The 24,218-nt window shown below is 53.3% G+C and carries 23 protein-coding genes; 8 read left to right on the plus strand and 15 right to left on the minus strand.

The features are described 5' to 3' along the window. Nucleotides 1-14 precede the first annotated feature (14 nt). Genes creC through creA form a run of 3 tightly spaced genes read right to left on the minus strand, consistent with a single transcriptional unit; the run spans nucleotide 15 to nucleotide 2,614 of the window. Complete coding sequence (gene creC / locus LG381_RS00990) at nucleotides 15-1,439, minus strand: two-component system sensor histidine kinase CreC (RefSeq protein WP_001219558.1); 1,425 nt, start codon at nucleotides 1,437-1,439, stop codon at nucleotides 15-17. After that, nucleotides 1,439-2,128: a two-component system response regulator CreB gene (gene creB, locus LG381_RS00995; protein WP_225761923.1), complete on the minus strand. Its 690-nt coding sequence runs from the start codon at nucleotides 2,126-2,128 to the stop codon at nucleotides 1,439-1,441. Before creB ends, creC begins: the two co-directional genes overlap by 1 nt. 12 nt (nucleotides 2,129-2,140) lie before the next feature. Further along, the gene (creA, locus tag LG381_RS01000) at nucleotides 2,141-2,614 is read right to left on the minus strand and encodes a protein CreA (protein ID WP_000875485.1); all 474 of its coding nucleotides are present in this window, start codon (nucleotides 2,612-2,614) and stop codon (nucleotides 2,141-2,143) included. Nucleotides 2,615-2,826: 212 nt separating this feature from the next. Between creA and robA the strand changes: the two genes are divergently transcribed. Beyond that, nucleotides 2,827-3,696, plus strand: a complete 870-nt coding sequence (gene robA / locus LG381_RS01005) for an MDR efflux pump AcrAB transcriptional activator RobA (RefSeq protein WP_000371672.1) — start codon at nucleotides 2,827-2,829, stop codon at nucleotides 3,694-3,696. Here the strand turns inward: robA and gpmB are convergent. Then, nucleotides 3,693-4,340 carry a 2,3-diphosphoglycerate-dependent phosphoglycerate mutase GpmB gene (gene gpmB / locus LG381_RS01010; RefSeq protein WP_000942335.1) on the minus strand — a complete coding sequence of 216 codons (648 nt, stop codon included), beginning with the start codon at nucleotides 4,338-4,340 and terminating at the stop codon, nucleotides 3,693-3,695. The genes robA and gpmB overlap by 4 nt on opposite strands. A 51-nt stretch (nucleotides 4,341-4,391) precedes the next feature. On the opposite strand from gpmB, the gene yjjX reads away from it, so the two are divergent. After that, nucleotides 4,392-4,913: an inosine/xanthosine triphosphatase gene (yjjX, locus tag LG381_RS01015; protein ID WP_032224345.1), complete on the plus strand. Its 522-nt coding sequence runs from the start codon at nucleotides 4,392-4,394 to the stop codon at nucleotides 4,911-4,913. 84 nt (nucleotides 4,914-4,997) lie between these two features. Here yjjX and trpR read toward each other — a convergent pair whose 3' ends face one another. Further along, the gene (gene trpR, locus LG381_RS01020) at nucleotides 4,998-5,324 is read right to left on the minus strand and encodes a trp operon repressor (RefSeq protein WP_000068670.1); all 327 of its coding nucleotides are present in this window, start codon (nucleotides 5,322-5,324) and stop codon (nucleotides 4,998-5,000) included. Between the two features lie 89 nt (nucleotides 5,325-5,413). Further along, nucleotides 5,414-7,351: a murein transglycosylase gene (sltY, locus tag LG381_RS01025; RefSeq protein ID WP_000409436.1), complete on the minus strand. Its 1,938-nt coding sequence runs from the start codon at nucleotides 7,349-7,351 to the stop codon at nucleotides 5,414-5,416. A 210-nt stretch (nucleotides 7,352-7,561) separates the two neighbouring features. Here sltY and ettA point away from each other — a divergent pair, with 210 nt between their 5' ends. After that, nucleotides 7,562-9,229: an energy-dependent translational throttle protein EttA gene (gene ettA, locus LG381_RS01030; protein WP_000046760.1), complete on the plus strand. Its 1,668-nt coding sequence runs from the start codon at nucleotides 7,562-7,564 to the stop codon at nucleotides 9,227-9,229. A 119-nt stretch (nucleotides 9,230-9,348) separates the two neighbouring features. Here ettA and nadR read toward each other — a convergent pair whose 3' ends face one another. From nadR to serB, 3 genes are read right to left on the minus strand one after another with little or no spacing between them, the layout of a single operon-like run. Continuing rightward, on the minus strand, nucleotides 9,349-10,581 hold the full coding sequence (gene nadR / locus LG381_RS01035) for a multifunctional transcriptional regulator/nicotinamide-nucleotide adenylyltransferase/ribosylnicotinamide kinase NadR (protein WP_000093819.1): 1,233 nt from the start codon (nucleotides 10,579-10,581) through the stop codon (nucleotides 9,349-9,351). Nucleotides 10,582-10,601: 20 nt separating this feature from the next. Continuing rightward, nucleotides 10,602-11,984, minus strand: a complete 1,383-nt coding sequence (radA, locus tag LG381_RS01040) for a DNA repair protein RadA (RefSeq protein ID WP_001029698.1) — start codon at nucleotides 11,982-11,984, stop codon at nucleotides 10,602-10,604. Between the two features lie 48 nt (nucleotides 11,985-12,032). Continuing rightward, nucleotides 12,033-13,001 carry a phosphoserine phosphatase gene (gene serB, locus LG381_RS01045; protein ID WP_225761924.1) on the minus strand — a complete coding sequence of 323 codons (969 nt, stop codon included), beginning with the start codon at nucleotides 12,999-13,001 and terminating at the stop codon, nucleotides 12,033-12,035. A gap of 105 nt (nucleotides 13,002-13,106) precedes the next feature. On the opposite strand from serB, the gene LG381_RS01050 reads away from it, so the two are divergent. Genes LG381_RS01050 through LG381_RS01060 form a run of 3 tightly spaced genes read left to right on the plus strand, consistent with a single transcriptional unit; the run spans nucleotide 13,107 to nucleotide 15,090 of the window. Further along, complete coding sequence (locus LG381_RS01050; protein ID WP_000124613.1) at nucleotides 13,107-13,751, plus strand: YtjB family periplasmic protein; 645 nt, start codon at nucleotides 13,107-13,109, stop codon at nucleotides 13,749-13,751. Between the two features lie 27 nt (nucleotides 13,752-13,778). Further along, a complete protein-coding gene (gene lplA, locus LG381_RS01055) occupies nucleotides 13,779-14,795 on the plus strand; it encodes a lipoate--protein ligase LplA (RefSeq protein WP_032224336.1) in 1,017 nt (338 codons plus the stop codon). Between the two features lie 31 nt (nucleotides 14,796-14,826). After that, the gene (locus LG381_RS01060; protein ID WP_000999212.1) at nucleotides 14,827-15,090 is read left to right on the plus strand and encodes a helix-turn-helix domain-containing protein; all 264 of its coding nucleotides are present in this window, start codon (nucleotides 14,827-14,829) and stop codon (nucleotides 15,088-15,090) included. 148 nt (nucleotides 15,091-15,238) lie between these two features. Here the strand turns inward: LG381_RS01060 and deoD are convergent, their stop codons facing one another. The 4 genes from deoD to deoC all read right to left on the minus strand — a co-directional run bounded on the left by deoD (nucleotide 15,239) and on the right by deoC (nucleotide 19,556). Continuing rightward, nucleotides 15,239-15,958 carry a purine-nucleoside phosphorylase gene (gene deoD, locus LG381_RS01065; protein WP_000224879.1) on the minus strand — a complete coding sequence of 240 codons (720 nt, stop codon included), beginning with the start codon at nucleotides 15,956-15,958 and terminating at the stop codon, nucleotides 15,239-15,241. Between the two features lie 79 nt (nucleotides 15,959-16,037). Next, a complete protein-coding gene (gene deoB, locus LG381_RS01070) occupies nucleotides 16,038-17,261 on the minus strand; it encodes a phosphopentomutase (protein ID WP_000816471.1) in 1,224 nt (407 codons plus the stop codon). 51 nt (nucleotides 17,262-17,312) lie between these two features. Then, the gene (deoA, locus tag LG381_RS01075) at nucleotides 17,313-18,635 is read right to left on the minus strand and encodes a thymidine phosphorylase (RefSeq protein ID WP_000477816.1); all 1,323 of its coding nucleotides are present in this window, start codon (nucleotides 18,633-18,635) and stop codon (nucleotides 17,313-17,315) included. 141 nt (nucleotides 18,636-18,776) lie between these two features. Further along, nucleotides 18,777-19,556: a deoxyribose-phosphate aldolase gene (gene deoC, locus LG381_RS01080; RefSeq protein WP_001298497.1), complete on the minus strand. Its 780-nt coding sequence runs from the start codon at nucleotides 19,554-19,556 to the stop codon at nucleotides 18,777-18,779. Nucleotides 19,557-19,813: 257 nt separating this feature from the next. On the opposite strand from deoC, the gene LG381_RS01085 reads away from it, so the two are divergent. Then, a complete protein-coding gene (locus LG381_RS01085) occupies nucleotides 19,814-21,364 on the plus strand; it encodes a YjjI family glycine radical enzyme (RefSeq protein WP_032224330.1) in 1,551 nt (516 codons plus the stop codon). Beyond that, nucleotides 21,336-22,199, plus strand: a complete 864-nt coding sequence (locus LG381_RS01090; protein ID WP_001088440.1) for a YjjW family glycine radical enzyme activase — start codon at nucleotides 21,336-21,338, stop codon at nucleotides 22,197-22,199. Before LG381_RS01085 ends, LG381_RS01090 begins: the two co-directional genes overlap by 29 nt. A gap of 114 nt (nucleotides 22,200-22,313) precedes the next feature. Here LG381_RS01090 and LG381_RS01095 read toward each other — a convergent pair whose 3' ends face one another. Both LG381_RS01095 and LG381_RS01100 read right to left on the minus strand, forming a co-directional pair. Then, nucleotides 22,314-23,102 (minus strand): metal-dependent hydrolase, encoded by a 789-nt coding sequence (locus LG381_RS01095; RefSeq protein ID WP_085460292.1) that lies wholly within the window; start codon nucleotides 23,100-23,102, stop codon nucleotides 22,314-22,316. Continuing rightward, entirely contained in the window at nucleotides 23,099-24,172 is a 1,074-nt protein-coding gene (locus tag LG381_RS01100; RefSeq protein ID WP_010345506.1) for a patatin family protein, read from the minus strand. The genes LG381_RS01095 and LG381_RS01100 overlap by 4 nt, the downstream gene beginning before the upstream one ends. Nucleotides 24,173-24,218 lie beyond the last annotated feature (46 nt).

The following is a 24,218-nucleotide window of genomic DNA, read 5'->3' on the forward strand; positions in this document are numbered from 1 at the left end:
GGAAGAATTTGAAGTTATGTGAAGTGACGGTGAAGCCGAAGCGAGGCCAGCACACCGCTTTCCGGCATGTTGTGCAGCGTGACTTCGCCATTGAGCAAACGGGCAACTTCGCTGACAAACGCCAACCCAAGACCACTGCTTTTTTGCCCATTTGCACGCGGTAAAGAGTAAAAGCGTTCAAAAATGCGCGACAGCGCGTAGTCAGGAATACCACTGCCGGTATCCTGCACCTTAAGCGTAACGTGTTCCTGATCCACTTCGGCGCTTAGCGTTATGCGACCGCTCTCGGGGGTAAAATCGATGGCGTTATCCAGTAAATTCCCCAGCGCCTGCTCCAGTAACGCAGGTTCAGCAGCAACCTTAACCTCTGTAGGCATAACATGCAGAGTGATATTTTTTTCTGCCAACTGCACGGTGCGCGCTTCGCTGATGCGGTTAAATAATGCCGCTACGTCAACCGCAGAAAGAACCACTTCCTGGCGATTCTCCAGTCTTGCCTGGCGTAATAACGTTTCCACCAGTGCCTGCATTCGCGCATTTTGCGTCAAAATATTATCGGTAAAGCGAGCCACCACTTCTGGCGGCGGGCCTTCACGTAAAATTTCCGCTGCGCCACGAATCGCCGCCAGTGGGCTTTTTAGCTCATGCGTTAATGCGTAAACATACTGCTCAATATAGTTTTTCCCTTCCAGCTTCACGCGCATACTTTCCAGCGCCTGCGCTAACTTACGCAGCTCGCTACTGCCGAGTTCAGGGAGAGGAACGGGTTTATTGTCGGTAACGGAATCAGCATAGCGGGTGAGTCGGGCAATGGAGCGGTTGATCCACCAAACCATTCCCGCGCCAATCACCAGCGCAATCCCCAGCAAAATGGTACTCGCCCATAAAATTCGTCGCTCGCTGCGTTTAATGACCGGTGCCATCGCCGCGTTCGGTTTGCCTACGCTCAAAACGCCAATAAGCCGTGAACCGTCCATAATCGGCGCGGCGACATACATCACAGAACTTTCGGGGTCGGCAGGATTTTGCAACGTGCTGCGCGCACCATACTGACCACGCAACGTTAGCCAGACATCATTCCAGCGGGAATAATCCTGTCCCACGGCTTTGTTTGCCGAATCGAACAATACTTTGCCCTGCGCATCAGTCATATAGACATGGTATTCATTGCGCACTTTGTTAATGCCGCCGATATTGGCGCGAAACGGGCGATTTTGTAGCTGGTTAAACGCCTGCGCCAGTTGTCCATGCTCGGGGTCGCCAGAGAGCAAATCGGGACGCGCCAGCTCCGCCAGCAACGTTGCGGTGTCGATCAGCGTACCTTCCGTCGCCCTTCGCACACCCGGTTTAACTTCTTTGACAAAAATTGCCAGTACGAACCAGGCTGCCACCGCCACCAGTAAAAAATAGCCCAGCAACAGGCGCATCCCGATGCGCATTACAGGCTCCTCAGGCTGTATCCCATTCCGCGATGAGTATTAATTGGCGAAAGGTCGGGATTTATAGCGCGCAGTTTGGCGCGCAGCGTTTTGATGTGAGTATCGACAGTGCGATCGTAAGTGTCCTGTGCATCTTCCCAGACGCTATCCATCAATTGCTGGCGTGACCAGACGCGGCCTGGCGACTTGAGTAACGTTTTCAACAACAGAAATTCGTACCGCGTCAGCGTTAATGGCGTGTCAAACCAGCTGATCTGCGCCGCAGGTTCATTCAGTTCAAAATGACCAATACGGATGACGGGAGACGGCGTAGAAAACTTCTTCACCCGACGCAGTAAGGTGCGCACCCTGGCGCACACTTCGCGAGGTGAAAACGGTTTAGCCACGTAGTCGTCAGCGCCAATCTCCAGCCCAAGCAGGCGATCCACCTCTTCACTACGGGCGGTCAGAAACAGTACAGGCAACGCAGGATGGAGCGCCAGCAACTGGCGACACAGTTCGAAACCGCTAATATCAGGCAGGCCGACATCGAGAATGATAACGTCAGGAACCTGCTGGCGCGCTTTATCCAGCGCCGGTAAGCCTCGCTCAAAGACCTCGACGGCAAAACCTTCCTGCTGCAACATGTAGACCAGCGTGTCGGCTATCCCTTGCTCATCTTCCACTAACCAGACCGTTTCCCGTTGCATAAATCGCCTCTGTTATTGCCGCCACGGCATAACAGGAACCGCGCTAATCGCGTTTTTCGGCGAACCATCGACAACTTTGTCGGAGTAAGCCAGATAAGCGAGCGCGTTGCGTTTGGCATCATAAAAGCGCACGACCTGTAACGACTTAAAGACCAGGGACGTGCGTTTTTTGAATACTACCTCGCCCTGAGCTTTGCCGTTTTTAATGCGATCCGACAGTTCAATCGGCCCTACCTGCTGGCAGGAAATGGCCGCATCGGAAGTATCTTCCGCCAGACCTAATCCCCCTTTAATACCGCCGGTTTTCGCCCGACTCACATAACAAGTGACATTTTTTACATCGGGATCGTCAAAGGCTTCCACGACAATTTTGTGATCCGGGCCGATCATTTTAAATACGGTGTCGACCGAACCAATTTCTTCCGCATGAGCCAATGGTCCCAGCATTATCAGGCTTAAGGACAAGATCAAATGCTTGTATTTCATATTGTTACCATTTTTATAAGTTACACTGAGCAATTAGTTCGTCATGATAAATAACATATTGATTAAGAACAAAAATTCAATATTTTTATCTCCGTCAAGACCTAAAACATACTCTGCTAAGAAAAAAAACACTGAATGCTAAAACAACAAAAAATGCTATTATCCAATTACCTGATGTCAGGTGCTCGTTGTTGAAAGGATGAGGATATTTTATGGATCAGGCCGGCATTATTCGCGACCTTTTAATCTGGCTGGAAGGTCATCTGGATCAGCCCCTGTCGCTCGACAATGTAGCGGCGAAAGCAGGTTATTCCAAGTGGCACTTACAGAGAATGTTTAAAGATGTCACTGGCCATGCTATTGGCGCGTATATTCGTGCTCGTCGTTTGTCGAAATCGGCGGTCGCACTACGCCTGACTGCGCGTCCGATTCTGGATATCGCGCTGCAATACCGCTTCGACTCTCAACAGACATTTACCCGCGCATTCAAGAAGCAGTTTGCCCAGACTCCCGCACTTTACCGCCGTTCTCCTGAATGGAGCGCCTTTGGTATTCGCCCGCCGCTGCGTCTGGGTGAATTTACCATGCCAGAGCACAAATTTGTCACCCTGGAAGATACGCCGCTGATTGGTGTTACCCAGAGCTACTCCTGTTCGCTGGAGCAAATCTCTGATTTCCGCCACGAAATGCGCTACCAGTTCTGGCACGATTTTCTCGGCAACTCGCCGACCATTCCACCAGTGCTTTACGGTTTGAACGAAACGCGTCCAAGCCAGGATAAAGATGACGAGCAAGAAGTGTTTTACACCACGGCTCTGGCTCGGGATCAAGCTGACGGCTATGTACTGACGGGACATCCGGTACTGTTGCAGGGTGGCGACTATGTGATGTTTACCTACGAAGGTCTGGGAACCGGCGTGCAGGAGTTTATTCTGACGGTATACGGAACCTGTATGCCGATGCTCAACCTGACCCGCCGTAAAGGTCAGGATATTGAGCGATACTACCCGGCAGAAGATGCCAAAGCGGGAGATCGCCCAATTAATCTGCGCTGCGAGCTGCTTATTCCAATACGTCGTTAACGCTGTAGCTCGTCTAATGCAGGGGCGTCCAGATGCGAGATGTCCCCTGCGGTTTCAACTACCCAGCCAGATGCCAGCCACAGGCTTTCCTGATAATCCACGCGCGAAATAGAACAGTTACGCAGACGTAAGCGGCGTTCTGCCCATGCCGGTAAGCCCAGAATGGTACTCACCAGGCATCCCAGCGCGATACCGTGACTCACCAGCAGTGGTCGACTTCCCGGTGGTAAATCCCGACAAGATTCCAGTGCTGCGTTAACGCGATCGCTAAGTTCCTGCATCGACTCGCCTTCAGGAATACGCCCGTCAACGGTGCCATTGACGAGCTGACGACGCCAGTTCTCTTCTTCTTCAGTCAGAGAGTCAATGTGTCTTTTCTCCAGCACGCCCATATTTAACTCACGCAAGCGGGAATCAAAGATGATGTCACAACCACAAGCCTGGGCGATGATTTCCGCCGTACGCCGGGTGCGGCCTAAATCACTACTGATGATATGCGTAATGCCAAGCTCTTTGGCACGGTTCGCCACCTGCATTGCCTGTTGCTCACCTTTTGCAGTCAGCGGGCTGTCAGACTGGCCCTGAATACGTCGCTCGGCGTTCCACTGTGTTTCACCGTGGCGGACAAGGTATACCTGTAACATGCTTTTTTTCCGTATACTGCTTTAATGTTAATTTTGTGAGTAATCCTGATTATGCACCATGTTGTCTGTGCGACCACTAATCCCGCTAAAATTCAGGCCATTCTGCAGGCATTTCACGAGATCTTCGGCGAAGGATCCTGCCACATTGAGTCCGTTGCCGTCGAGAGCGGCGTACCAGAACAGCCCTTTGGCAGTGAGGAAACGCGCGCTGGCGCACGAAATCGGGTAGCAAATTCTCGTCGTTTACGCCCAGAGGCTGATTTTTGGGTAGCAATTGAAGCGGGTATTGATGGTGACAGCACCTTCAGTTGGGTGGTGATTGAAAACGCGAGCCAGCGCGGTGAAGCGCGTTCGGCAACTTTGCCGTTACCTGCGGTAATTCTGGAGAAAGTGCGTGAGGGCGAGGCGCTTGGCCCCGTGATGTCGCGTTATACCGGCATTGATGAGATTGGCCGTAAAGAGGGTGCGATCGGCGTGTTTACCGCCGGGAAACTCACCCGCGCCAGCGTCTATCACCAGGCGGTGATCCTGGCGCTAAGTCCGTTTCATAATGCGGTATATCAGCCATTGTAGGACGGATAAGGCGTTCACGACGCATCCGGCATTCGGTGCGCAATGCCTGATGCGACGCTGACGCGTCTTATCAGGCCTACAAAATCAATCGCTTTTCAGCAGCACTTCTTCCAGCCACTGGCGCAATTCGACAGGCGCGGCTTTCAGACTGTTAGATCCACGAGTAATGGTCGCAATGCCCGCGCCGAGTTCATTTTTTAACTCACGCTGGCTCATTTCACCGCGCAACAACTCTTCTACGATACGCACGCGAGTCCCCAACGCTTCGCGCTCATCCGGCGTCAGCATCAGGTTTAGCAACGGTAAATGGAGATCGTTTTCGTAGGCATTCTTAAGCAGGTCAACAAAACGTAACCACTCCTGGTGACGCTGTTCTGCCATCGCTGCTGAATAGGGTGATTGTTGAGCCATAGTGTGTCGCCATTGTTAGCGGGGAAAGCCTGATGCCTCCCCCGGTTGTACTCGCAAAAGAGTACGATAGCATATCATAAACGGGCGGTTCAGTAACGACGCCCCCATTCTGTGGCGCTCAAAAGCGTCGGTTTATCGCCCATGAAATAGCGATAGTACGCGTCATAAGCCAGCACGTTCTTCACATAACCGCGCGTCTCGGAGAACGGGATACTCTCGACAAACGCCACCGCGTCGATACGTCCGGCGCTGTTGCCAAGCCAGGTACGCACTCTCCCTGGTCCCGCGTTATAGGCTGCCGATGAGAAAATGCGGTTATTACCAAACTGCTGATAAACATATTGCAGGTAACTGGTGCCAATGTTGATGTTCGTTTCCGGATCAAGCAATTGTCCTGGGCTGCTGTAACCTGGAATTGAGAACATCTTCACCGTATGGGTCGCTGTGCCAGGCATAATCTGCATCAGGCCGCTGGCGCCTACCGGCGACTTCACTTTCGGATTCCAGGCGCTCTCCTGGCGGGCAATCGCCATTGCATAGCTTTGCGGGATATCTTTGCCATTGGTGTAGCGTTTGAAAAGATCGTTGTAGGCCAGCGGGAATCGCTCTTCCAGATGATCCCACAGCTTCCCGGCGATCGTTGCCTGAACGCTAAGATCCCACCATTGGTTATTGAAAGCATATCGCGCCAGTTGAGCCTGCTCTGCTTTTGACTTGCTCTTCACAAGATTGGCCCACTCGCTACGCGCGGTATTATCGAGATTCCAGTACATCAACTCGCGCACGCGCGCCATCTCCGACCCCTGAGTCAGGGCGCTGTCAACATTCTGCGGCGCTTTATCAATCTTCAGCTCATACTCTTCGCCGATCCGCTGTGCAGCAACCATCGGGTAGAAACCACGCTGTTGCATGAGTTGATGCAAAATCTCTTTTGCTTCCGCTTCACGACCGCGTTCCAGCAGTAAATCCGCCTGCCAGTAACGCCATTCATCTTTCTCTTTCGCTTCCATCGGCAAGCGTGCCAGCCAGGTATTCAGGCCAGAACGGTCGCCAGTGCCAAGCGCCATCCGCACGCGTCGTTCAATTAACGACGTGGATTGCGAACGCATAATGGCGTCATCGCGCCATTTCGCCTGCTCGTCGGTGACGTCGTTGCCCATCAGACGCCAGGCGACGATATCGCGTAGCTCCTGAATCTGATCTTCATTAAGCTGCTGCGCTTGGGCAAGTGACGGGATCATCAGCCGTGCGTTTTCTGCATCCTGGCGCGCCACGCTGGCAAACGCCACCGCTGCCATCTGGCGGGTAAAATCAGTCGCTCCGGTAGTACGCGCGAAGGTCAGCACTGTATTAGGATCGTTCGCCAGCGAAATAATCGCCGAGGCGATAGTTTGATAATCGGCAGGCATCTGCCCTGCGAGTACCGTCACCAGCCCGGTATTGCCCGCTTTCATCGCCAGGCGGATACGCTCTAAATAAGCCAGTGGTTCTTGCTTACCGGACGCGCGCCAGACGCTAAATAACTTATCGCAAGCGTTAGGCTGACTCTTTCCGGTTAGCCAAAGTTCTTTCGCCCCCTGCCAGGCTTCTTCGCTCTGCCCGATATTCCATTTCGCATAGTAATAATTACATTGCGCTTCGGTAGTCCCTGGTTTTTCCGGGCTAAAAGCTAACAGACCACGCCAGTCTTCACGCCGCGCCAGTTCATTGACGAAGCGAGATTGTAGCGTGCGAGCGGGAGGAAGCGTGGGGTTAGCGCGAACAAAGTTAGTGACCTTGACCGCCGGTTGATTCATCAGGTCATCGGTAATCTGGCGGTATTCCAGGTAGGGATAAAGCGGATAATCCTTCAGTCCAGGCATCATTTGTTCGACCACATCCATTTGTCGATTATCCCAGGCCTGCTTGATTTGCGCGTAACGGCTACGCTGCTCATCCAGTGAGTCGGCTCGCGCCACGCTGCTGACCGTCAGCAGACAGACACCGGCAGCCAACAGCCGCCAGGTAACTTGTTTGGCTTTTTCCACAAGCGCATCCTCTAAGTGTAAATACATCAATGCAGCGTCATGCCGCCTAATAGATTTATGCTAACCAGTCATTGCCGTTTGTGCCACGTTATGGACACTTTTTTACTTTTACTGCGAGGGTGATCGACCGGCTGGGATTAGATAAGGAAACAGGCTACACTTCGCCTTTGAAAACTCATCATCACGATAAACATAGAGGCGAAGTCCAACGTGGCTCAATTCGTTTATACCATGCATCGTGTCGGCAAAGTTGTTCCGCCGAAACGTCATATTTTGAAAAACATCTCTCTGAGTTTCTTCCCTGGGGCAAAAATCGGCGTCCTGGGTCTGAACGGCGCCGGTAAATCTACCCTGCTGCGCATTATGGCGGGCATCGATAAAGACATCGAAGGCGAAGCGCGTCCGCAGCCGGATATCAAGATTGGTTATCTGCCGCAGGAACCGCAGCTAAACCCGGAACACACCGTGCGTGAGTCCATTGAAGAGGCGGTTTCTGAAGTGGTTAACGCCCTGAAACGTCTGGATGAAGTGTATGCGTTATACGCCGATCCGGATGCCGATTTCGACAAGCTGGCCGCTGAACAAGGCCGTCTGGAAGAGATCATTCAGGCTCACGACGGTCATAACCTGAACGTGCAACTGGAACGTGCAGCAGATGCGCTGCGTCTGCCGGACTGGGAGGCGAAAATCGCTAACCTCTCCGGTGGTGAGCGTCGTCGCGTGGCGTTGTGCCGCCTGCTGCTGGAAAAACCAGACATGCTGCTGCTCGACGAACCAACTAACCACCTAGATGCCGAATCCGTAGCGTGGCTGGAACGCTTCCTGCACGACTTCGAAGGCACCGTTGTGGCGATTACCCACGACCGTTACTTCCTCGATAACGTTGCGGGCTGGATCCTCGAACTTGACCGTGGCGAAGGTATTCCGTGGGAAGGTAACTACTCCTCCTGGCTGGAGCAGAAAGATCAGCGTCTGGCGCAGGAAGCTTCGCAAGAAGCAGCACGTCGTAAGTCGATTGAAAAAGAGCTGGAGTGGGTACGTCAGGGGACTAAAGGCCGTCAGTCGAAAGGTAAAGCACGTCTGGCGCGCTTTGAAGAGCTGAACAACACCGAATACCAGAAACGTAACGAAACCAACGAACTGTTTATTCCACCTGGACCGCGTCTGGGCGATAAAGTGTTGGAAGTCAGCAACCTGCGTAAATCCTACGGCGATCGCCTGCTGATTGACTCCCTGAGCTTCTCGATCCCGAAAGGGGCAATCGTCGGGATCATCGGGCCGAACGGTGCGGGTAAATCGACCCTGTTCCGTATGATCTCTGGTCAGGAACAGCCGGACAGCGGCACCATCACTTTAGGTGAAACGGTGAAACTGGCGTCTGTTGATCAGTTCCGTGACTCAATGGATAACAGCAAAACCGTTTGGGAAGAAGTTTCCGGCGGGCTGGATATCATGAAGATCGGTAACACCGAGATGCCGAGCCGTGCCTACGTAGGCCGCTTTAACTTTAAAGGGGTTGATCAGGGTAAACGCGTTGGCGAACTTTCCGGTGGTGAGCGCGGTCGTCTGCATCTGGCGAAGCTGCTGCAGGTTGGCGGCAACATGCTGCTGCTCGACGAACCGACCAACGATCTGGATATCGAAACCCTGCGTGCGCTGGAAAACGCCCTGCTGGAGTTCCCGGGCTGCGCGATGGTTATCTCGCACGACCGTTGGTTCCTCGACCGTATCGCGACGCACATTCTGGATTACCAGGATGAAGGTAAAGTCGAGTTCTTCGAAGGTAACTTTACCGAGTACGAAGAGTATAAGAAACGCACGCTGGGCGCAGACGCGCTGGAGCCGAAGCGTATCAAGTACAAGCGTATTGCGAAGTAATTTGTAAGATGCCGGATGCGGCGTGAACGCCTTATCCGGCCTACAAGCCCAGTGATTTCAATAGGTTGCAAAACAGTAGGCCTGATAAGACGCGTCAGCGTCGCATCAGGCATTGGGTCTTAACCCTGCTCCCCCATCATCTCCCGCACCAGCTCCACGCAGCGCAGGAAACGGCTGTCGTAATCGTCCTCTTCAACCCGCACAAATTCGATATTGTTCTCTTCCAGCATTTCCACCAGCAGATTCTGGAACTCTTTACGATCCACCGAACTACCGAGGCTGCGTAAACCATCCGCCACCCACGGCGTGTTGTTCTCCAGCAGGATCACCAGATCAAAACGGTATTCATCGATCAGCGCCTGCACGAACGGATGCTCACGCCCTTCGTACTTTTTGCAGAACGCCTGCGTTGTCACAAAATCGGTGTCGATAAACGCCACTTTATTGGCATATTTAACTGCAAAATCAATATATTGTGCGTGACCCAGCGCGATTTTATCGTAGTCGGAATACTGCAACGCAATCTCATCTCCGCCAAGGTGTGAAAAGACATAATCACGACCAAACTCCCACGCACTGGTGGTGTTGAAGATGTTGGCGAGTTTGTTTACCAGGGTAGATTTACCGCTCGACTCGCCGCCGAGGATCGCCACGGTGCGCACAAAGAACGGCTTCACTTCGGTAGGAATATATTCCCAGTAGCGGAACGGGTTTTCGCGGATCTGCGCACCGCTGATACTCATAAAGGTACGTTTCGGATCGATAAGCACCGTTTCGATCCCCAGATGCTCCAGGTACTGTGGTGCGTCGGTCTCTTCCGAGGTGTAGATCAGATCCGGCTGAATGCCTTTTTCAGCCATAAACTTTTTGATGCCGTTGCTCCACACATCCCAACCGTGCGGATACGGCTCCATGCCCTCTTCGTTGAAGGCATGAATGCGGATATTTTTCTGATATTTAAAGGTTTGCAATAACCAGCGCAGACGATCCGGCACCGTTGGCTGCTGCGACATGGCGCTGTCTTCAAATAACGCGCGGTCGCGAGTATCGTCAAAGCCCATAATGATATGCAGCTCATCAACCTGGCTACAGGCGCGCTGGATAAGGTAGATATGTCCGGTATGCAGCGGGTAGAACTTACCGAATACCACACCAATGGTTTTCTTCTGTCGGGGAAACTCAAGCCCCAAAAAACGGTGCAACGCCTCCAGCTTTTGTGCGCTGGGGCTTTTGATTTTGGCATTCAGTAACTGGCTTAAATACCCTTTGGTCATACCGCTGGCATCAGCCACCTGCTGTAACGTGCAGCCTTGTTGCTTAATAGCGGTTTTCAGGTAATCAAATGACGACATATCTCCCTCCGTATCTCTCATTATAAGTCGTCGAACACGCTAAGCGCGTCGGAGAGTTTTTTAACGCCAAAAATCTGCATCCCTTCCGGCGCTTTTTTCGGCACGTTGGCCGCCGGAACAATCGCCCGGCGAAAACCGTGTTTCGCCGCTTCAGAGATTCGTTCCTGACCGCTGGGCACCGGGCGAATCTCCCCTGCCAGCCCCACTTCGCCAAACACCACCAGATCCTGCGGCAGCGGTCTGTCACGCAGGCTGGAAACCATCGCCAGCAGTAACGCTAAGTCGGCGCTGGTTTCCGTCACCTTCACGCCGCCGACCACGTTAACAAATACATCCTGATCGGCCATTTGCAACCCACCGTGACGGTGCAGCACCGCCAGCAGGATTGCCAGACGGTTTTGCTCCAGCCCGACCGCCACGCGGCGCGGATTCGCCATCATCGAATGATCGACCAGCGCCTGAATCTCCACCAGCAGCGGGCGCGTCCCTTCCCATACCACCATAACTGAACTGCCAGAGGTCACTTCATCGCCACGGCTTAAGAAGATTGCCGAAGGATTGCTGACTTCACGCAGTCCCTGCTCGGTCATCGCGAATACACCCAGCTCATTCACCGCGCCGAAGCGGTTTTTATGGCTACGCAAGGTGCGGAAACGGGAGTCGGCGTCGCCGTCCAACAGCACCGAACAGTCAATACAGTGTTCCAGCACTTTCGGACCAGCCAGCGAGCCATCTTTGGTTACGTGCCCGACCATGACAATCGCCACGCCGCGTGTTTTGGCGAATCGCGTCAGATAAGCCGCCGTTTCACGCACCTGCGCCACGCTGCCTGGCGATGACTGAACATCCGCCATATGCATCACCTGGATCGAGTCAATTACCATCAGCTTCGGTTGCTCTTCTTCGGCAATCAGGCAGATTTGTTCGATGCTGGTTTCAGACAGCATATTAAGATTATCGGTCGGCAGGCCAAGGCGATGAGCGCGCATTGCCACCTGTTGCAGCGACTCTTCGCCAGTGACATACAGCGTTTTCATCTGCTGCGCCAGTTTGCACAGCGTTTGCAGCAGCAGCGTGGATTTACCGGCACCAGGGTTACCGCCAATCAGAATGGCGCTTCCCGGCACCACCCCGCCGCCTAATACGCGGTCGAACTCTTTAAATCCGGTAGAAAAACGCGGCAATTCCTCAAGGCTGATATCCGACAGTTTCTGGACTTTCGCCACTCCGGCGCTACCGGCATAGCCACTGAGACGCTCGTTACGCGCCACCGTTGGCGACGCAGCAAGACGCACCTCGGTGATGGTGTTCCAGGCATGACAGGCGCTGCACTGCCCTTGCCAGCGCGGATAATCTGCCCCGCATTCATTACAAACAAAGGCGCGTTTTGGAGCTTTTGCCACGGTGTACCTCGTTAATGCTGTGCCGCCCGCAGGATGACGGGTGTGCAATTACTTCTGATTCAGGCTGCCGGAGAGGATGCAGAACACCCCCATCAGGTCAGCGTGACGGATGATGACTTCCGTCTTTTCATTCACTTTTGGCTTGGCATGGTAGGCAATCCCCAGCCCTGCCGCTTTGATCATCGGCAGGTCGTTGGCACCATCGCCAATCGCCACGGTCTGCGCCAGCGGGATTTCATACTCCTGTGCCAGTCGGGTCAGGGTATTAGCTTTGTACTGCGCGTCTACAATGTCGCCGATCACATTGCCGGTAAATTTACCGTCCATGATCTCCAGTTCATTAGCTACCACGGCGGTCAGGCGCAGCTTGTCGCGCAGGTATTCGGCAAAGAAGGTGAAGCCGCCGGAGGCAATCGCCACTTTCCAGCCCAGCGTTTCCAGTTTGAGTACCAACTGCGTTAAGCCTGGCATCAGCGGCAGATTTTCACGTACCTGAAGCAAAATGTTCGCGTCAGCGCCTTTCAGCGTCGCCACGCGACTGCGCAGGCTGGCGGTAAAATCAAGTTCTCCACGCATCGCCCGTTCTGTCACTTCCGCCACCATCTCGCCCGTTCCGGCCAGTTTGGCAATTTCATCAATACATTCAATCTGGATAGCGGTGGAGTCCATGTCCATCACCAGCAAACCCGGCGTGCGCAGGTGCGGAATTTTCCCCAACGGAGCAACATCCAGTTGTGCTTCATGCGCCAGGCGCGTAGCCCGCGCGGTGAGCGAACCAGCCAGACGAATCACCTGATAATCTTCCACGCACCAGGCGGCAACAATCACCATCGCCGCGCCCAGTTTGCTCTGGTACTGGGTCAGTCGTTGTTTATCCAGCCCACGACCATACAGCAGCCAGCCGCTACGACCTGCGTGGTAATCCAGTGGCATCACTTCATCACCACTTAATGAAAGAGGCAGACCCGGCCATAAAGAGACATCTTCAGGCAGGTCGCACCAGGTAATGTTAGGCATTAAGGCTCCTGTAAAATCGTTCGAAGCAGGGAAAATAACGCATGAGGCTACCTTGTATCCATTGCTTCTGGCAACATTAAGTCTCAAATTTTCAAAGGGTGGAAGATGGCTCGCACAAAACTGAAATTCCGGCTGCATCGGGCAGTGATTGTCCTGTTCTGCCTCGCCTTGTTAGTGGCGCTGATGCAGGGGGCGTCATGGTTTAGTCAAAACCACCAGCGACAGCGTAATCCACAGCTGGAAGAACTGGCCCGCACCCTGGCGCGTCAGGTGACGCTGAACGTTGCACCGCTGATGCGTACCGACTCACCGGATGAAAAACGCATTCAGGCGATCCTCGATCAGTTAACGGATGAAAGCCGCATCCTCGACGCGGGTGTGTATGACGAACAAGGCGATCTTATCGCACGTTCTGGCGAAAGCGTCGAAGTGCGCGACCGGCTGGCGCTCGACGGTAAAAAAGCAGGCGGCTATTTTAACCAGCAGATTGTCGAGCCAATTGCGGGTAAAAACGGCCCGCTCGGCTATCTGCGCCTGACACTCGACACCCATACGCTCGCCACCGAAGCCCAACAGGTGGATAACACCACTAACATTTTACGCCTGATGTTGCTGCTCTCACTGGCAATCGGCGTAGTGCTGACCCGCACGTTGTTGCAGGGTAAGCGCACCCGCTGGCAGCAATCTCCCTTCCTGTTAACCGCCAGCAAACCGGTGCCGGAAGAGGAAGAAGGCGAGAAAAAAGAGTGACCCATTACTACAAGAAAGGAAATCGTTATGTCCACATTACGCCTGCTTATCTCTGACTCTTACGACCCGTGGTTTAACCTGGCGGTTGAGGAATGTATTTTTCGCCAGATGCCCGCCACGCAGCGCGTTCTGTTTCTCTGGCGCAATGCCGACACCGTGGTGATTGGTCGTGCACAGAACCCGTGGAAAGAGTGTAATACCCGGCGGATGGAAGAAGATAACGTCCGACTGGCGCGGCGCAGTAGCGGTGGCGGCGCGGTGTTCCACGATCTCGGCAATACCTGTTTTACCTTTATGGCTGGCAAGCCGGAGTACGATAAAACCATCTCCACATCGATTGTGCTCAATGCGCTGAACGCGCTTGGCGTCAGCGCCGAAGCCTCCGGACGTAACGATCTGGTGGTGAAAACCGCCGAAGGCGACCGCAAAGTCTCAGGCTCGGCCTATCGCGAAACCAAAGATCGTGGCTTCCACCACGGCACCTTGCTGCTCAATGCCGACCTTAGCCGCCTGGCAAACTATCTCAACCCGGATAAAAAGAAACTGGCGGCGAAAGGCATTACCTCAGTGCGTTCCCGCGTGACCAACCTCACCGAGCTGCTGCCGGGGATCACCCATGAGCAGGTTTGCGAGGCCATAACCGAGGCCTTTTTCGCCCATTATGGCGAGAGCGTGGAAGCGGAAATCATCTCCCCGGACAAAACGCCAGACTTGCCAAATTTCGCTGAAACCTTTGCCCGCCAGAGTAGCTGGGAGTGGAACTTCGGTCAGGCTCCGGCGTTCTCGCATCTGCTGGATGAACGCTTTACCTGGGGCGGCGTAGAACTGCATTTCGACGTTGAAAAAGGCCATATCACCCGCGCCCAGGTATTTACCGACAGTCTTAACCCCGCGCCGCTGGAAGCCCTCGCCGGGCGACTGCAAGGCTGCCTGTACCGCGCAGATATGCTGCAACAGGAATGCGAAGCTCTGTTGGTTGACTTCCCTGAACAGGAAAAAGAGCTACGGGAATTGTCGGCGTGGATGGCTGGGGCAGTGCGGTAACTTGCTGAGTAAAATACCAAAGGAAGCGAATATGAACGATATGGAAAAGCAGAAACGGGAGATTATCAACTTAATGTTCAGCCAGCGTATTTCCTGGCTAGCCGCTGTGCGTATCATGCATAAATTATCGCTTGCTGAATTAAGTAAAATGTTAGGTATCTCGATTAACTCTCTAAAACGGATAGAAAAGACGGAGCGGCTTAGCTCAAACATCAAAAACAAAATGGCAGGAATTTATGGTTGTCCACCAGAGTTGCTGATATGCCCTTCATGGATGACGGCTGAACATACATGAATAGATACTTGAATGGATTTTATTTTCTATCCACATGAAAAATAATAGTAAATCTATAAATCAGTCGCTATTAATGAATAGATACTAAAAAGCCGGAGCAGTCTCCCGCTCCGGCTTAACACGACAATCGCCTTTCAGCGAAAAACAATTACTCTTTATCGCCCAGCAGAACGGATTCCAGTGCGATTTTGATCATGTCGTTGAAGGTGGTCTGACGCTCAGCGGCAGTGGTCTGCTCGTGAGTGCGGATGTGGTCAGACACGGTGCAGATGGTCAGGGCTTTCGCGCCAAATTCTGCAGCGACGCCGTAGATACCAGCCGCTTCCATTTCCACGCCGAGGATGCCGTATTTTTCCATCACGTCGAACATTTCGCCGTCCGGAGAGTAGAACAGGTCAGCGGAGAACAGGTTACCAACGCGAGCATCAACGCCCAGTGCTTTAGCCGCGTCTACCGCGTTACGCACCATGTCAAAGTCAGCGATAGCAGCAAAGTCATGGTCTTTAAAACGGATGCGGTTAACTTTGGAATCGGTGCAGGCACCCATACCGATAACTACGTCACGCAGTTTTACGTGCGGCAGAACAGCGCCACAGGAACCCACGCGGATGATTTTTTTCACGCCGAAATCGGTGATCAGCTCTTTGGTGTAGATGGAGCAGGACGGGATCCCCATACCGTGACCCATTACGGAAATTTTGCGGCCTTTGTAAGTACCGGTGAAGCCCAGCATACCGCGAACGTTGTTCACTTCACGGGCATCTTCAAGGAAAGTTTCAGCAATATACTTCGCACGCAGCGGGTCGCCTGGCATCAAAACTACGTCAGCGAAATCGCCCATTTCTGCATTAATGTGTGGGGTAGCCATTGTTTTATCCTTATCAACATGTTTTCACCCTCTCCCTGTGGGAGAGGGTCGGGGTGAGGGCATCAAGCCGCACCCATTATCAGAACATGGCTTTGCCATATTCCATATCAGAAGTGCCAAAATATTTTGCCAGAGTCTGACCGATATCCGCGAAGGTTTCACGGTGACCCAGCGAACCCGGTTTTACTTTCGGGCCATACACCAGTACCGGAATGTGTTCACGGGTGTGGTCAGTACCAGTCCAGGTTGGGTCGCAACCGTGGTCAGCGGTGAGGATCAGGATATCGTCATCGCGCAGCAGTGACATCAGCTCTGGCAGACGGCGGTCGAACAGTTCCAGACCCGCAGCATAACCCGCGACGTCACGACGGTGCCCCCAGGAAGAGTCGAAGTCAACGAAGTTGGTGAAGACGATGGTGTTATCACCTGCTTCCTTCATCTCTTTAATGGTGGCGTCAAACAGCGCGTCCAGACCGGTCGCTTTCACTTTCTTGGTGATACCGCAGTTGGCGTAGATGTCTGCAATTTTACCGACAGAAACCACCTGGCCGTGTTTTTCATCAACCAGTTTCTGCAACACAGTTGGTGCTGGCGGTTCAACAGCCAGATCGTGACGGTTGCCGGTACGCTGGAAGTTACCGGCTTTGTCGCCGATAAACGGACGGGCGATAACGCGACCGATGTTGTAGCCGCCGTTGGTCAGCTCTTCACGGGCGATTTCGCACAGTTCGTAGAGTTTATCCAGGCCAAAGGTTTCTTCATGGCAGGCAATCTGGAACACGGAGTCAGCGGAGGTATAGAAAATCGGCTTGCCGGTTTTCATGTGCTCTTCGCCCAGTTGATCCAGGATGACCGTACCGGAAGAGTGGCAGTTACCCAGGTAACCCGGCAGATTAGCGCGTTCGACCAGTTTATCCAGCAGTTCTTGCGGGAAGCTGTTTTCATGATCGGAGAAGTATCCCCACTCAAACAGAACCGGTACACCGGCGATTTCCCAGTGACCAGACGGGGTATCTTTACCGGATGACATTTCGTGCGCCCATGCGTACGCGCCGATAACTTCAGCGTTGCCGTCCATTCCTGCCGGAATGAAACCGGTAGAACCTTCGTGTGCTTTCGCCAGCCCCAGACGGGTCAGATTTGGCAGATTCAGTGGCCCTTTACGACCATTATCAGCTTCGCCTTTAGCACAAGCTTCTGCGATATGACCCAGGGTGTCAGCCCCGACGTCACCAAAGCGTTCTGCATCTTCTGTAGCGCCGATGCCGAATGAGTCCAGCACCATAATAAATGCACGTTTCATATGTTCTCCGTACTCAGTGCTTCAAATTTAAATGATCAGATCAGTATACAATTATTCACTGATACGACGATAGACGGTTGGTGTGCTTTCTGGTGCTTTATCGGCAAGTTTAATTGCCGCTTTCACCGCTTTCGCCGCTTCCTGCCAACTGTTTTCGTCTTTCGCGTGGACAACCGCCAGCGGACGCTGACCGTCTACCTGGTCGCCCAGACGCGCCATATCAGTAAAGCCGACGCTGTAATCGATGGTGTCAGATGCCTGACGGCGACCGCCGCCCATTGCAACCACTGCCATCCCCAGCGCGCGGGTATCCATTTCACTGACAAAACCTTCGGTATCAGCATAGACTGCTTTCGTCAGCATCGCTGTCGGCAGATACTTCGCGTAGTTCTCAACGAAGTCGGTTGGGCCTTTTTGTGCCGCCACCATACGACCAAAGACTTCTGCCGCTTTACCGTTGTCCAGCACCGCCTGCAATTTCGCGCGCGCTTCAGCGTCATCTTTCGCCAGTTTGCCGGAGATAAGCATCTCCACGCACAGTGCCATTGTGACATCAAACAGACGCGGGTTACGGTATTCACCGGTCAGGAACTGCACCGCTTCACGCACTTCAACCGCGTTACCGGCACTGGAGGCCAACACCTGATTCATGTCGGTGAGCAGCGCAGTGGTGCGCACGCCAGCGCCATTTGCCACGCCAACAATCGCTTCGGCAAGGGCTTCAGAGAGTTCGTAGGTCGGCATAAACGCGCCGCTACCGACTTTCACGTCCATCACCAACGCATCCAGCCCTTCCGCCAGTTTCTTAGCCAGAATAGAGGCAGTGATCAGCGGGATGGAGTCCACGGTTGCGGTGATATCACGGGTTGCGTAGAAACGTTTATCCGCCGGAGCCAGTGAGCTGGTCTGGCCGATAATCGCCACGCCGACGTCTTTAATAATTTCGCGGAAACGGTTGTCATCCGGGAAGATATCGAAACCAGGGATTGATTCCAGTTTGTCGAGCGTACCGCCAGTATGACCGAGGCCGCGACCGGAGATCATCGGAATATAGCCGCCGCAGGCAGCGACCATTGGTCCTAACATCAGCGAAGTCACATCGCCGACGCCGCCGGTGGAGTGTTTATCAACAATCGGGCCATTCAGATGCAGGCTTTTCCAGTCGAGAACGGTTCCTGAATCTCGCATCGCCATCGTCAGCGAGACACGCTCCGGCATTGTCATATCGTGGAAGAAAATGGTCATCGCGAGGGCGGCAATTTGCCCTTCGGAGATAGTATTGTCGCGAATGCCGTTGATAAAGAAACGAATTTCTTCATCGCTCAGCGCATGACCATCACGTTTTTTACGAATAATTTCTTGTGCGAGAAACAAGGTAACCTCCCGTGGAATAAGTTTGAAGGCGTTGTTGCCAGATGGCGGATGTTGTTATTGCCTGATGCTGACCGCTTCTTATCATGCCTACACGGCACTCGCCCCGTAGCATCCGGCATCCACCCTCTGGCAAAAGGCAGCTTAGTAGCTGCTGGCGCTCTTACCGTCGCCGTGGCCCAGAGCTTTCAGCAGGCTTGCCAGCAGGCTGGAAGCGCCAAAGCGATAGTGACGTGCATCTGCCCAGTCAGCACCGAACAGTTCATCTGCAATCGCGAGATATTTCTGTGCATCTTCCGCAGTACGCACGCCACCCGCCGGTTTGAAACCAACGGTTTTTTCTACGCCCATGTCGCGGATGACTTCCATCATGATGCGCGCGCTTTCAGGCGTCGCATTCACCGCGACTTTACCGGTAGAGGTTTTGATAAAGTCAGCACCCGCTTTGATGGAGATTTCAGATGCTTTGCGGATCAGGGCTTCGTCTTTCAGTTCACCGGTTTCGATGATCACTTTCAGCAGCACATTCGCCGCTGCACAAGCCTCTTTACAGGCTTTCACCAGGTCAAAACCAACCTGCTCGTTACCCGCCATCAGCGCACGGTACGGGAACACCACGTCAACTTCATCGGCACCGTAGGCGATTGCCGCACGGGTTTCTGCCAGTGCGATGTCAATGTCGTCGTTACCGTGTGGGAAGTTAGTTACCGTAGCAATACGGATTTCCGGGGTGCCCTGCTCTTTCAGCGTTTTGCGAGCAATCGGGATAAAGCGAGGATAGATGCAGATAGCGGCGGTATTGCCGACCGGAGTTTTAGCCTGATGACACAGGGCGATCACTTTCTCGTCAGTGTCGTCGTCATTCAGAGTGGTCAGGTCCATCAATTTCAGTGCACGCAGGCTGCTTGCTTTCAGATCAGTCATTTCATTCTCCTGGCTTGTCGCCAATAAAATTCACCTTGCGAGTTTGTTAGTATTCTAACATCGACTCCGCAACACACTTCGATATACATCACAATTAAGAAAATCTACTTACAAATTTGCATTATGGTAATGCGATCTGGATCAAATAATTCACTTTCAAATGAATGCGCCAGTGGTGGCAAACGCATCAGGATCAAAGTGAACATCACGAAACCTCTTACAATGGCGCATCACCTTCGGCATAAAAGGAAAAGAAGATGCCCACTTCTCATGAAATGGCACTGCAACAACGTTGCCAGCAAATTGTCACCAGTCCGGTACTTAGCCCGGAGCAGAAGCGCCATTTTCTGGCACTGGAAGCAGAAAACAATCTGCCTTACCCACAGCTTCCTGCCGAAGCCCGCCGCGCGCTGGATGAAGGCGTAATCTGCGATATGTTTGAAGGTCATGCGCCGTACAAACCGCGCTATGTCTTACCCGATTACGCCCGTTTTCTGGCGAACGGTTCTGAATGGCTGGAGCTGGAAGGCGCGAAAGATCTTGATGATGCGCTCTCCCTGCTGACCATTCTTTATCACCATGTCCCGTCAGTCACATCAATGCCGGTCTACCTGGGGCAACTGGATGCGTTGTTGCAACCGTATGTTAAAATTCTAACACAAGACGAAATCGATATTCGAATAAAACGTTTCTGGCGTTATCTCGACAGAACCCTGCCAGACGCTTTTATGCATGCCAATATCGGCCCGTCCGACTCCCCCATCACCCGTGCAATTTTACGCGCAGATGCTGAGCTGAAGCAGGTTTCTCCAAATCTGACCTTTATCTACGATCCTGAAATCACCCCTGATGATCTGCTGCTGGAAGTGGCAAAAAACATTTGTGAATGTAGCAAACCGCACATCGCCAACGGTCCGGTGCATGATAAAATTTTCACAAAAGGGGGCTACGGGATCGTGAGCTGTTACAACTCACTGCCGCTGGCTGGTGGTGGCAGCACGCTAGTACGCCTTAACCTGAAAGCCATTGCAGAGCGCAGTGAATCGCTGGATGACTTCTTTACGCGCACTCTACCGCACTACTGCCAGCAGCAGATCGCCATCATCGATGCGCGATGTGAATTTCTCTATCAACAATCACACTTCTTTGAGAATAGCTTCCTGGTAAAAGAAGGGTTGATTGATCCTGAACGTTTTGTGCCGATGTTTGGCATGTACGGGCTGGCGGAAGCGGTTAACTTGCTGTGCGAGAAAGAAGGGATTGCCGCGCGCTACGGTAAAGAAGCCGCCGCAAATGAAGTCGGTTATCGCATCAGCGCGCAACTGGCGGAGTTTGTCGCCAATACTCCCGTGAAATATGGCTGGCAAAAACGCGCCATGTTACACGCACAGTCGGGGATCAGTTCCGATATCGGCACCACGCCGGGGGCGCGATTGCCGTATGGCGATGAGCCAGATCCAATCACCCATCTGCAAACCGTCGCCCCGCATCATGCATATTATTACTCTGGGATCAGCGACATTCTGACGCTCGACGAAACCATCAAGCGTAATCCACAGGCGCTGGTACAGCTTTGCCTCGGTGCCTTTAAAGCCGGAATGCGTGAATTTACCGCCAATGTCAGCGGTAACGATCTGGTTCGCGTTACCGGTTATATGGTGCGTTTGTCGGATTTAGAAAAATATCGTGCCGAAGGTTCACGTACCAACACAACATGGCTGGGCGAAGAAGCTGCACGTAACACTCGTATTCTGGAACGCCAGCCGCGCGTGATAAGCCATGAACAGCAGATGCGCTTTAGTCAGTAAGATTATCCCCTTCTCCTGCGTTGACGGGCCAGGCAGTCGTCTGGCTCTGTTTTTACAAGGGTGCAATCTGCGCTGCAAAAACTGTCACAATCCGTGGACGATGGGGCGCTGTAATAATTGCGCGGAATGCGTGCCACAGTGTCCGCATCAGGCGTTGCAGATTGTTGACAGCAAAGTGGTGTGGAACGTTGCAGTCTGCGAGCAGTGCGATACCTGCCTGAAGATGTGCCCGCAGAATGCCACGCCGATGGCGCAAACCATGAGCGTGGACGAGGTGCTTAGTCATATCCGCAAAGCGGTGTTGTTTATTGAAGGGATAACGGTGAGCGGTGGCGAAGCCACGACCCAACTGCCGTTTGTGGTGGCGCTGTTTACTGCTATCAAAAATGATCCACAATTGCGCCATCTCACCTGTCTGGTGGACAGCAACGGCATGTTGAGCGAAACCGGCTGGGAAAAATTGCTTCCGGTGTGCGACGGCGCAATGCTCGATCTCAAAGCGTGGGGGAGCGAATGTCATCAACAGTTAACCGGACGCGATAATCAACAGATTAAGCGCAGCATCAGTTTGCTTGCAGAGCGCGGCAAGCTGGCAGAACTGCGTTTACTGGTAATCCCCAATCAGGTGGATTATTTGCAACACATTGAAGAACTGGCGGCGTTTATCAAGGGACTTGGCGATGTTCCGGTACGCTTGAACGCGTTTCATGCCCACGGCGTATATGGCGAAGCGCAAAGCTGGGCGAGCGCCACACCGGAAGACGTTGAGCAGTTGGCTGGTGCGTTACGGGAGCGCGGGGTAAGTCGATTGATATTTCCGGCGCTGTATTTGTGACATGCCAGAGATGTCGCAAAACTCAACATCAAGCACAATCAGTCCCCTCGCCCCTCTGGGGAGAGGGTTAGGGTGAGGGGAACAAGCAGCACCATTGCTCACTTACGGACGGCCTTACCAGCCATCGGGCACGTTAAACAACGCATACGTGTTATTAAGCAACACGTCGGCAATCTCATCTGCGGGTTCCGGGCGTAACTCGCACAGTACGGCAAATACCCGGGCAGCCTGCTCCGGGCGGTTGGGCTGCCCCTGAAAACCATTTAGCGGCATATCCGGCGCGTCGGTTTCCAGCAACAACGACGCCAGCGGTAATTTTGCGATGACATCGCGGGTTTTACTGGCGCGCGGATAGGTGATAGTTCCACCAACGCCAATTTTGTAGCCCAGTTGCACAAACCGCTCGGCCTGTTGCTGGCTGCCAGAAAAACCATGAACCACGCCAGCACGCGGCAAATTGTGGCGTTTAAGATGCATCGCCAGTTTGTCATGCGTGCGCCGTGAATGAAGGATCACCGGCAGATCGTAGCGTTTCGCCAGCTTAAGTTGTTCGTCGAGTAACCACTGCTGGCGATCAAATTGTGGATCGTCGCCAAAGAGATCCAGGCCTACCTCCCCTACCGCCACCACCTTCGGCGAGCGCCTTTCCAGTGCCTGCTGTAACTGCTCCAGCGACGCATCGCAATGTTTTTCCAACATCCCCGGATGCAACCCTAAGGCGGCATACAGCGGTTGATAATTTTCCGCTAACGCCTGCACGCGGGCAAAATTTGCCGCCTCAGTTGCCGGTACAATGATCTTGCCTACGCCCGCTTGTGCCGCGCGTTGCAGGCTGGCCTCTTCATCACCGCTAAACGGCGGAAAATCAAAATGGCAGTGGGTGTCGATAAAACGGCAAATCAAGCCAGATCCTCGTTGTTAAATGTCGGGTCATTCGCCTGCGGGGCGTCTATCACCTCGGTAACCAGCGTATCGTTGGCGACTGGCGCTGGCGGAATGACGATCGGTTCCGGCATCGCCACAGGCACCAGATGGCGAGTGAACGGTGCTTTTTCGGTTAGCATTTTACCGACCGTGGCCAGGAAATAGCGACCGCATAAACGCCCAAGTTTATAGTCATCACGTAGCGCCGGAAGCCGACTGCCAAGCGCGATGCTATGCAGCGGCTTCGGCGGATAAATTTCGAAAATGCGTAGCTTGCCTGGCGGTTTCTCAATAAATTGCTGGATGGCACGATAGCTGGTTTCATGATGCTGCACCAGATTGACCAGCGGTTGTAGGCTACTGTCTCCCAGCCAGCGTTCCATGCGTTTAAACCACTGCGGCGTATAGTACATTTGCGACGGCACGGTGCGGATTACCACCAGCGTTTTCGCCCCCTGTCTTGCCGCTTCTTTAACCGGAATCGCATCGCTGACGCCACCATCAAAATAGTTAATCCCATCAAGTGAAACCCCGGTGCGATAAAAACCTGGAATAGCACTGGAGGCGCGAATCAAATCCAGCCAGTTTTGTTTGGTTGGTAAAAAGTAATTTGGTGTGTAGTCATCCTGACGACAGGCACACATATAAAACGATTTGCCGCTATCGAACAACCGCGCGGCGGTATCCATCTGCAACGGCATCTGGCGTGCAGTCGCTTCCACCAGCCAGTCGAGATCGATAAGATTTCCTCCACGGACAAAGCGCACTGGATCGAAAAATTCGCGCTTTGTGGTATAGCGCATGATGACTTTGCGCGCGTAACCGGGCTGATTACAAATATACGCCGAAAGGTTCTGCGCCCCGGCGGACGTGCCAAAATAGAGATCGAAAGGATTAAACTGCGCGCGCATAAACTCATCCAGCACGCCAGCCGTAAAGATTCCACGCTGCCCGCCGCCTTCGCACACCAACGCAATTCGTCCAGGCTGGAACGGCCTTAGCGACAACGGCGCAATATTACCAAGCGTTACAGGTATTCGCTGCCCCACCTCTGCCTTCCTGTTTTTGTTGTGAAAGAATGACAAAGTAACGCAA

It is taken from the genome of Escherichia sp. Marseille-Q3837 (assembly GCF_916618735.1).
Taxonomy (GTDB): Bacteria; Pseudomonadota; Gammaproteobacteria; order Enterobacterales; family Enterobacteriaceae; genus Escherichia; species Escherichia ruysiae.